We start from the raw sequence: 8,976 nt of genomic DNA, 5'->3' as shown, positions 1-8,976 counted from the left end.
GAGCGGAGGCCGGGTACGATTCGTTCCCCACCTCTTCATTACGTCGACCCCGCCTTATTCACGCCGAATGGCGGCCGGCCGACCGTGGGTCGGGTCCGGGGAATTCCGTACGCGCGAACGGCCGGTCGGACGAACGGCTCGGGCGGAGTGCCCGGATCGGGGCGCGGCTCAGCAACCGCCGGCCACCGCCGGGATGATCGAGACGCTGGCGCCGGCCGCGATCCCGGTCGCCAGGCCCTCGGCGAAGCGCACGTCGTCGTCGTTCACGTAGACGTTGACGAAACGGCGCAGCTTGCCGGCGTCGTCCAGGATGCGGGCGGCGATCCCCGCGTGGTTCTTCTCCAGGTCGGCGATGACCTCGCCCAGGGTGGCGCCCTCGGCGGCCACCTCGGCGGCGCCGCCGGTGTAGGTGCGCAGGATGGTGGGGATACGGACGTTGGCGCTCATGGTTCTCCTAGCGGGTGCGACCCAGCGGGGTGGGGGGTGTTTCAGGCGGACGCGAGGCCGGCGTCGTGGAAGGACGCCAGGGTCGGGCGGATGACGGCGGTCATCCCGGCCCCGGCGACGGCGTCCAGGGTCTTCAGGCCGTCGCCGGTGTTGATCGCGACGGTCTCCTTGGCCGGGTCCAGCTGGCCGGTCTCCACCAGCTTCTTCAGCACGCCGACGGTCACCCCGCCCGCGGTCTCGGCGAAGACGCCCTCGGTCCGGGCCAGCAGCCGGATCGCGTCCACCACCTCGGCGTCGGTGACGTCCTCGACCGCGCCGCCGGTGCGCCGGGCGATGTCCAGCACGTACGGGCCGTCCGCCGGGTTGCCGATCGCCAGCGACTTGGCGATGGTGTCCGGCTTGACCGGGCGGATCACGTCCTGGCCGGCCTTGAACGCCGCCGACACCGGCGAGCAGCCCGCCGCCTGGGCGCCGAAGACCTTGTACGGCCGGTCCTCGACCAGGCCGAGCCTGATCAGCTCCTGCAGCCCCTTGTCGATCTTGGTCAGCTGGGAGCCGGAGGCGATCGGGATGACGATCTGCTCCGGCAGCCGCCAGCCGAGCTGCTCGCAGATCTCGTACGCCAGCGTCTTGGAGCCCTCGCCGTAGTAGGGGCGCAGGTTGACGTTGACGAAGCCCCAGCCCTCGCCGGCCGGGTCGCCGATCAGCTCCGAGCAGAAGCGGTTCACGTCGTCGTAGTTGCCCTCGATGCCGACCAGCTCGCCGCCGTACACCCCGGCCATGACGACCTTGCCCTGCTCCAGGTCGTGCGGGATGAACACGCAGGACTTGAAACCGGCCCGGGCGGCCGCCGCGCCCACCGCGCCGGCCAGGTTGCCGGTGGAGGAGCAGGAGAGCGTCGTGAAGCCGAAGGCCCGCGCGGCCTCGATGGCGCAGGCCACCACGCGGTCCTTGAACGAGTGGGTCGGGTTGCCCGAGTCGTCCTTGATGTGCAGCTGCGCGGTGAAGCCCAGCTCGCGGCCCAGGTTGTCCGCCTTGACCAGCGGGGTCCAACCGGGGTTCAGGTTGGGCTTGGTGGCGACGTCGGCCGGGACGGGCAGCAGCGGCGCGTAGCGCCAGATCGAACTCGGGCCGGCCTCGATCCGGCGGCGCAGCTCCTCGGCGCCCTCGCTGCCGAAGTCGTACGCGATCTCCAGCGGGCCGAAGCACTCCAGGCAGGCGAAGCTCGGACCGAGCGGGAAGCGGGTGCCGCACTCCCGACAGGACAGCGCGGTGGCGGGGCCGAGGTCCACGGATGCGGGTGCGACAGTGTCGATAGCCATGATGGCGGAGGCCTCTCTCCTCATCTTCCCCGTGGCACGGTCGCGCCACAGGCCGGAATTGGCACCTGTCCCGCCGGGGCCTGTCGACAGACAGCCGCGCGAGAAGGTTGCCGGGACGTCAACGGGCCGTTCCCTCAGTCCCTCTGGATGAGCTTGTGAAATTGTGGTGGTGCTCAACGGCGACCCCGACGTGCAAAGGTCCGGCCGCTGTACGAAGACTGTATCCGAAGGCGTCAACCCCGAACGGGATCGTCCGCCACGCGAGATGGCGCGTCCCACCGACCCCGCCGAGGAGAGTCCCGTGCCCGCCGAACCGACCCCCGCGCTGCTCCCGCAGGCGGCGTCCTGGCTGCGCCGCCGCTCGTGGAGCGCGGTCGACCGGCCGGTGCACGCCCTGCTGGAGGCCAAGCGCCGGACCGGCCACACGGTCAGCGTGGTGCTGCCCGCGCTGGACGAGGAGGCCACCGTCGGCGACATCGTCCGCACCATCCGCCGCGAGCTGATGGAGCGCCTCCCGCTGGTCGACGAACTCGTCGTCATCGACTCCGGCTCGGCCGACGCCACCGCCGCCGTCGCCGCCCGGGCCGGCGCCCGGGTGGAGTACCGCGACGCGATCCTGCCCCGGCTGCCCGCCGTCCCCGGCAAGGGCGAGGTGCTCTGGCGCTCGCTGCTGGTCACCCGCGGCGACATCGTCTGCTTCGTCGACGCCGACCTGCGCGAGTTCGACCCGGCCTTCGTATCCGGCATCCTCGGCCCGCTGCTCACCGAACCGGACATCCAGCTGGTCAAGGCCATGTACGACCGGCCGCTGGAGACGGAGGGGGCGGTGGTCCCGGCCGGCGGCGGCCGGGTCACCGAACTGGTCGCCCGCCCGCTGCTCAACCTGCACTGGCCGGAACTCGCCGGTTTCGTCCAGCCGCTCGGCGGCGAGTACGCGGCCCGCCGCGCGCTGCTCGAACGGCTCCCCTTCCCCACCGGCTACGGCGTCGAACTCGGCCTGCTGGTCGACGCGCTGGAGACGGTCGGGCTGGACGCCCTGGCCCAGGTGGACGTCGGCGTCCGGCACCACCGGCACCAGGACGGCCAGGCCCTCGGCCGGATGGCCGCCACCATCTACCGCACCGCCCTCGAACGCCTCGACCGCACCCACCGGCTGAAGGCCTCGGCCGACCTCGTCCACCCGCTGCTGACCCAGTTCACCCGCGACCCGCAGAGCCGGGAGTTCACCGCCCACACCCACCCGGTGACCGCCCTGGAACGCCCGCCCATGCACACCGTGCCCGAGTACGCGACCCGACACTGAACACCCACCGAAAGGGTTTGCCGCTCCGGAGCCCAGGCAACGTACCAACCATGGGCGATCTCACGACCGAACGTTCGAGTGCGACCGGCACCGCCCCCGTCCTGGTGGCCTCCAATCGGGGACCGGTGTCGTTCAGCACCGCGGACGACGGCACGCTGACCCTCCGCCGCGGCGGCGGAGGCCTGGTCTCCGGCCTCTCCGCCATCGACGACCCCGACGCCGTCTGGGTCTGCGCCGCCCTCGGCGCCGCCGACCGACAGGCCGCCAGAGAGGCCCCGGACGGCCGCCTCGACCTCGCCGGGCACGACGTGGGCGGCCAGGCCGTCCGCATGCTGGACATCGATCCCGACACCTTCGCCCGCGCCTACAACGGCGTCGCCAACTCCACCCTCTGGTTCGTCCACCACCTGCTCTACGCCACCCCCACCGCCCCCGCCTTCGACGCCGGGTTCCGCACCGAGTGGGCCGCCTACCGCGCCTACAACGCCGCCTTCGCCGAGGCACTGGCCGCCGAGGCCGCCCCCGGGGCCGCCGTGCTGGTCCAGGACTACCACCTCTCGCTGACCCCGGCCCTGCTCCGCGCCGCCCGCCCCGACCTGCGGATCGGCCACTTCTCGCACACCCCGTGGGCCCCGCCCGAGTACTTCCGGCTGCTGCCCGACGACGTCGCCGAGGCCGTCCTCACCGGCATCCTGGGCGCCGACCGGGCCGGCTTCCTGACCCGCCGCTGGGCGCTGGCCTTCGCCGACTGCTGCGCCGACCTGCTCGGTGCCGAGGTCGACCGGGACGCCATGACCGTCACCCACGCCGGCCGCACCACCCGGCTCGGCGTCCACGCGCTCGGCGCCGACGCCGACTTCCTGCGCGAACGCTCCCACCGCCCGGACGTCGACGAACGCCTCGCCGCCCTCCGCGAGGCCGTCGGCGGGCGCCGCACCATCGTCCGGGTCGACCGCACCGAGCTGAGCAAGAACATCGTCCGCGGCCTCCAGGCCTACCGGCACCTGCTGCGCACCCGCCCCGAATGGCACGACCGGGTGGTGCACATCGCCTTCGCCTACCCCTCGCGCACCGACCTCGCCGAGTACCGCGCCTACACCGCCCAGGTCCAACGGCTCGCCGAGGACATCAACGCCGAGTTCGCCACCCCCGCCTGGCAGCCGCTGATCCTGCACGTCGACGACGACTTCCCGCGCTCCCTGGCCGCCTACCGGCTCGCCGACGTGGCCCTGGTCAACCCGATCCGGGACGGCATGAACCTGGTCGCCAAGGAGGTTCCGGTGGTGTCCGACCACGGCTGCGCCCTGGTGCTCTCCCGCGAGGCCGGCGCGTACGCCGAACTCGCCGAGGACGCGCTCACCGTCAACCCGTACGACGTCATCGCCACCGCCGACGCCCTGCACGCCGGCCTCACCATGCCCGAGGAGGAGCGCGCCGACCGCACCAAGCGCCTCGCGGCGGCGGCCACCGCGCTGCCCCCGCAGCAGTGGTTCCTCGACCAGCTCAACACGCTGTGAACCAGCTCAACACGCTGTGAACCGGCTCGGCGCGCTCTGAGCCGGCTCGACGCACGCTGAACCGGCCCGACCGCGCGCTGCCGCCCGGCTCAGCCCGCGCCGACGGCCGCGCCGAGCGCCGCGAGCAGTTCCACCACGCCGGCCGGGCCCGGGACCACCAGGTCCGCCCGGTCGGCGAGCTCGCGCACCGGCGCGTCCCCCACCACGCCGCTGCACACCAGCAGCCCCGCCACCCCCTCGCTGCGCAGCTTCTCCACCGCAGCGAAGGCCGCCACGTCCCCCAGGTCGTCCCCCGCGTACAGCACCGAGCCGGCCCCGCGCTCGCGCAGGAAGCCGGTCAGCGCCGCGCCCTTGTCCACCCCCGGCGGCCGCAGCTCCAGCACCAGCCGCCCGGGCTCCACCACCAGCCCGTGCCCGGCCGCCAGCTCGCCGACCGGCGCCCGCAGCAGCTCCAGCGCCTCCTCGGGCGCCGCCGTGCGCCGGGTGTGCACCGCCAGCGAGCGCCCCTTGTCCTCCAGCCACGTCCCCTCGGGCGCCCCCGCCGCCGCCAGCAGGCCCGGCAGCGCCGCCCGCGCCCCGGCCACCCCGGGGTGCACCGGCGGCGCGGTCACCTCGCCGCCCTCCCAGCGCTCGGCGCCGTAGTGCCCCAGCACCACGACCCCGGGCAGCCCGTCCAGGCCGCCGTACTCCGCCGCCAGCGCGGCCGGCCGCCCGGTCACCACCACCACGGCCCGCACCGCCGGCACCAGCGCCCGCAGCGCGGCCGCCGCCCCCGGATGCGCCCGCGCCCGATCAGGATCCGCCACGATCGGCGCCAGCGTCCCGTCGAAGTCCAGCGCGATCACCGCCTCGCCCGGCGCCGCCAGGATCGCCCGCAGCCCGTCCCGCCCGGCAGCCGTGACCGGCACCCACTTCTCGTCAAAGCCCATGCCCGAGCCCTACCCCGCGGCCCCCTCCCGCTACCGCGCGGACCGCCGGGCCTCCCGGATCCGGCGCAGCCGGTTCACCAGCACCGGGGCGTGCGCCAGTGCCTCCGGCCGGTCCAGCAGCGCGTTCAGCAGCTGGTAGTACCGGGTGGAGGAGAGCCCCAGCTCCTCCCGAATCGCCCGCTCCTTGGCCCCGGCCGTCCGCCACTGCCGCCCCTCCAGGGCCAGCACGGCCAGGTCCCGCTCACTCAGCTCACCCACCAGGACACCTCCGCCATCACTACGGAGTGTCATTCTCCCGCGTGAGCCGGACACACTGTGCGCCCTCCGGCGCCCGGCCGCCCCGGCTAGCGTCGGCGGTATGACCACGCCCAGCTTCGCCGTGCACATCCCCACCGCCGACCTCGAACCCGACCCGCTCGACCCGGCCCAGATCGTCTCCGGCACCCCGGAGGTCTCCGGCCTGGTCCTCTCCGAGTCCCCCGACGGCCGCCAGCTGCGCGGCATCTGGCAGATCACCCCGGGCGTGGTCACCGACGTGGAGGCCGACGAGCTGTTCGTGGTGCTCAGCGGTCGGGCGACCATCGAGGTCGAGGGCGGCCCGACCCTGGAGGTCGGCCCGGGCGACTGCGCCGTGCTGCGCGAGGGCGACCGGACCACCTGGACGGTCCACGAGACGCTCCGCAAGGCCTACGCCATCACGCTCCCCTGACGAGCCCGCCCCTGACGCCCCCGCCCCTGAAGAGCGCCCCGGCCCGGGTTCACCTGCGGACCCGGGCCGCCTCCTTGACCGCCGCGTCCTGCAGCCCGGCGAGCGCCTGCTTCGGGTCCCCGGTGACGGCCTGCCCGATCCCGGCCTTGATCCGGTTGCTGACGTCGCCCCAGGCCGGGTCCCCGAACGGGTAGAAGCTGGCGTTGGTCAGCCCGACCGCGAACTGCTTGAGGTCCTCGTGCTTCGGGTCGGACGTCATCTGGTTGAACGCGTCCTGGGTGACCGGCAGCAGGTTGTACTGCTCGTCGAACTTCAGCTGGAACTCGCGGGAGTAGGCGAAGGACAGGAACTTCTTGATCTCGTTCTTGTGCCCGTTGGCCTTGAACGCCATCATCCAGTCCGCGACGCCGAGGCTGCCGGTCTTGCCCACGCCGTCCTTCTTGGGGATCGGCGCCGTCCCGAAGTCGATCTTCCCGGCGGTGGCCATCCGCAGCAGCGTCGGGTGCCCGTTCAGCATCGCGACCTTCCCGGCCGCGAAGTCCTGGAAGACCGGGGTGCGGTTCATCTTGCCCGGGTCCGGATAGGTCAGCCCGGTGGCCACCAGGTTGTTCTTCAGCCAGCTGAAGGTGGCCTGGTTCTGGGTGCTGTCGATGGTGTAGTTGCCGACGTCGTCGGAGAGGCTGCCGCCGCCGCTCAGCGTCCACAGCATGGACTCGGCCGGCGCCTCCTCCGGCCCGAGCGGCAGACCGTACGGGGTCACGCCCGGCACCTTGGCCTTGATCTTCTCGGCGTCCTGGCGCAGTTCGTTCCAGGTGGCCGGCGGCTGGGTGATGCCGGCCTGGCGGAAGACGGCCTTGTTGTAGAAGAGCACCCGGGAGGAGGAGACGAACGGGATGCCGTACTGGGTGCCGAGCACCTGCCCGGCGTGCGCGAAGGTGTCCAGGAAGTTGGCCTGGGTGTCCATCGAGAGCACGTCGGCGGCCGGGTACAGCCGGTCCGCCGCGACCTGGTCGGCGAAGCCGCCGGTCTGCAGCAGGTCGGGGGACTTGCCGGCCGCGATCATGTCGTCGACCTTCTTGCCGATGTCGGTCCAGCTGTCCACCTCGACGTCGACCTTGATGCCGGGGTTGGCGGCTTCGAAGCCGTGCGCGATCTCGTCCCAGTAGAGCTTGGAGCTGGTGTCGGCGCTCTCCCCGTAGTCGGCGGCGACCAGCTTGAGGGTGACCGGCCCGTCGTTCTGCCCGCCGCAGGCGCTGACGGCGGTGAGTACCAGTGCTCCGGCCAGCGCGGTGCCGAGGACGCGGGTGGGAACGTGGGCGCGCCTGTTCAACGCGGGTACCGCCTTCAGGGGAGAACTGCGACCGGACGGGGGAATCCGGGAGGGGGGAGGCGCAACACTGCCAAACCCACCGGGCGGTGGTCCACACCACTGTGCCGAGCCCGCCGAGTAGTTATCGAAGTGCGGACGTCATTGCACGATGCGCAACAGAAGGTGAACGGAAGGCGCCCGACGCAAAGCCGCTCACACCGACCCCATCTGCGACAAAGCTCACCTACTTTGGACCAGACCAATCCGACAACTGGACTAGACCTCTTCTACCCGACCAAGGGAAACTGTCCTCCGTGAAGCACGTCATCGCACTCGATGTAGGCGGCACCGGCATGAAGGCCGCGCTGCTCGCCCAGGACGGCTCCGTGCTGTTCGAAGCACGCCGACCGACCGGGCGGGAGCACGGCACGGACGCCGTGGTCGCCGCCATCCTCGACTTCGCCGCCGACCTGGCGGACGAGGGCCGGGGCCGCTTCGGCGTCGCCCCGCTCGCGGCCGGCGTCGCCGTCCCGGGCACGATCGACGAGAGGAACGGCATCGCGGTCTACTCGGCCAACCTCGGCTGGCGGGACCTCCCGCTGCGCAAGCTGCTGGGCGAGCGCCTGGCCGGGCCCGACGGAGCCGCCATCCCCGTCGCACTCGGCCACGACGTGCGCTCGGGCGGCCTGGCCGAGGGCCGACTCGGCGCCGGCCGGGGCGTCGACCGCTTCCTGTTCATCGCGCTGGGCACCGGCATCGCCGGTGCCATCGGCATCGGCGGCCGGATCGAGGCCGGCGCGCACGGCTACGGCGGCGAGATCGGCCACGTCGTGGTCCGCCCGGGCGGACCGCAGTGCGGCTGCGGCGCCCGCGGCTGTCTGGAGACGCTCGCCTCCGCCTCCGCCGTGTCCCGTGCCTGGGCCGCGGCCAGCGGCGACCCCGACGCCGACGCGGCATCCTGCGCCGCCGCGGTGGACGCCGGGGACGACCGCGCGCTCGCGGTCTGGCAGGGCGCCGTCGACGCCCTCGCCGACGGGATCGTGCTCGCCCAGAGCCTGCTCGACCCGTCCACGGTGATCGTCGGCGGCGGGCTGGCCGAGGCCGGTGACACGCTCTTCGGCCCGCTGCGCACGGCGGTCACCGAGCGCCTGACCTTCCAGATGCCCCCGAAGGTCGTACCCGCCATGCTCAAAGACACCGCCGCGTCCCTGGGCGCGGGCCTGCTCGCCTGGGATCTGCTCTCCATGGAGGTGACCGCGTGACCACCGCGGACCGTGACCGTACCGCACTGGCCGGCGCCCGGCTGGTCCTGCCCGGCGGCGTCGTCGAGGGCGGCCGCCTGGCCGTCGAGGGCGACCGGATCGCCGGCCTCGGAGGCGAGAGCGGGCCCGGCGACCTCGACCTGACCGGGTACACCGTCGTGCCCGGGTTCGTCGACCT

At 73.1% G+C, this 8,976-nt stretch carries 9 protein-coding genes, 1 pseudogene and 1 riboswitch; of the genes and pseudogenes, 5 read left to right on the top strand and 5 right to left on the bottom strand.

Going from position 1 to position 8,976, the window contains the following annotated elements; translation table 11 throughout:
• Window positions 1-168: 168 nt before the first annotated feature.
• On the bottom strand, window positions 169-447 hold the full coding sequence (locus tag ACFV6I_RS23055; protein WP_063348229.1) for a MoaD/ThiS family protein: 279 nt from the start codon (window positions 445-447) through the stop codon (window positions 169-171).
• A 41-nt stretch (window positions 448-488) separates the two neighbouring features.
• Window positions 489-1,769 (bottom strand): threonine synthase, encoded by a 1,281-nt coding sequence (gene thrC / locus ACFV6I_RS23050; protein ID WP_380341627.1) that lies wholly within the window; start codon window positions 1,767-1,769, stop codon window positions 489-491.
• A 17-nt stretch (window positions 1,770-1,786) separates the two neighbouring features.
• A riboswitch (SAM riboswitch) is annotated at window positions 1,787-1,923 on the bottom strand.
• A gap of 147 nt (window positions 1,924-2,070) precedes the next feature.
• Here thrC and ACFV6I_RS23045 point away from each other — a divergent pair.
• A complete protein-coding gene (locus ACFV6I_RS23045) occupies window positions 2,071-3,072 on the top strand; it encodes a glucosyl-3-phosphoglycerate synthase (RefSeq protein ID WP_244293389.1) in 1,002 nt (333 codons plus the stop codon).
• 50 nt (window positions 3,073-3,122) lie between these two features.
• Window positions 3,123-4,589, top strand: a complete 1,467-nt coding sequence (locus ACFV6I_RS23040; protein ID WP_380427354.1) for a trehalose-6-phosphate synthase — start codon at window positions 3,123-3,125, stop codon at window positions 4,587-4,589.
• A gap of 89 nt (window positions 4,590-4,678) precedes the next feature.
• Here ACFV6I_RS23040 and otsB read toward each other — a convergent pair whose 3' ends face one another.
• Window positions 4,679-5,518, bottom strand: coding sequence for a trehalose-phosphatase (otsB, locus tag ACFV6I_RS23035; RefSeq protein ID WP_380427353.1), 840 nt, complete (start codon window positions 5,516-5,518; stop codon window positions 4,679-4,681).
• A 30-nt stretch (window positions 5,519-5,548) separates the two neighbouring features.
• Window positions 5,549-5,809, bottom strand: a complete 261-nt coding sequence (locus ACFV6I_RS23030) for a DUF3263 domain-containing protein (RefSeq protein ID WP_063348233.1) — start codon at window positions 5,807-5,809, stop codon at window positions 5,549-5,551.
• Window positions 5,810-5,876: 67 nt separating this feature from the next.
• On the opposite strand from ACFV6I_RS23030, the gene ACFV6I_RS23025 reads away from it, so the two are divergent.
• Complete coding sequence (locus tag ACFV6I_RS23025) at window positions 5,877-6,227, top strand: cupin domain-containing protein (protein WP_063348234.1); 351 nt, start codon at window positions 5,877-5,879, stop codon at window positions 6,225-6,227.
• Window positions 6,228-6,276: 49 nt separating this feature from the next.
• On the opposite strand, the gene ACFV6I_RS23020 is transcribed toward ACFV6I_RS23025, so the two are convergent.
• Window positions 6,277-7,557: an extracellular solute-binding protein gene (locus tag ACFV6I_RS23020; protein WP_063348235.1), complete on the bottom strand. Its 1,281-nt coding sequence runs from the start codon at window positions 7,555-7,557 to the stop codon at window positions 6,277-6,279.
• Between the two features lie 293 nt (window positions 7,558-7,850).
• Here ACFV6I_RS23020 and ACFV6I_RS23015 point away from each other — a divergent pair, with 293 nt between their 5' ends.
• Window positions 7,851-8,798: an ROK family protein gene (locus ACFV6I_RS23015; protein WP_063348236.1), complete on the top strand. Its 948-nt coding sequence runs from the start codon at window positions 7,851-7,853 to the stop codon at window positions 8,796-8,798.
• Window positions 8,795-8,976: pseudogene (locus tag ACFV6I_RS23010) on the top strand (N-acetylglucosamine-6-phosphate deacetylase); the annotation flags it as partial. The gene ACFV6I_RS23015 and the pseudogene ACFV6I_RS23010, both read left to right, overlap by 4 nt.

This window comes from Kitasatospora sp. NPDC059803, from assembly GCF_042732255.1.
GTDB lineage: Bacteria > Actinomycetota > Actinomycetes > Streptomycetales > Streptomycetaceae > Kitasatospora.
This window is presented reverse-complemented; position numbering and strand designations above follow the sequence as displayed.

Coding starts and splice junctions, on each gene's coding strand:
- ACFV6I_RS23055 (WP_063348229.1), bottom strand. CDS start 447: ATGAGCGCCAACGTCCGTATCCCCACCATCCTGCGCACCTACACCGGC.
- thrC (WP_380341627.1), bottom strand. CDS start 1,769: ATGGCTATCGACACTGTCGCACCCGCATCCGTGGACCTCGGCCCCGCC.
- ACFV6I_RS23040 (WP_380427354.1), top strand. CDS start 3,123: ATGGGCGATCTCACGACCGAACGTTCGAGTGCGACCGGCACCGCCCCC.
- otsB (WP_380427353.1), bottom strand. CDS start 5,518: ATGGGCTTTGACGAGAAGTGGGTGCCGGTCACGGCTGCCGGGCGGGAC.
- ACFV6I_RS23030 (WP_063348233.1), bottom strand. CDS start 5,809: ATGACACTCCGTAGTGATGGCGGAGGTGTCCTGGTGGGTGAGCTGAGT.
- ACFV6I_RS23025 (WP_063348234.1), top strand. CDS start 5,877: ATGACCACGCCCAGCTTCGCCGTGCACATCCCCACCGCCGACCTCGAA.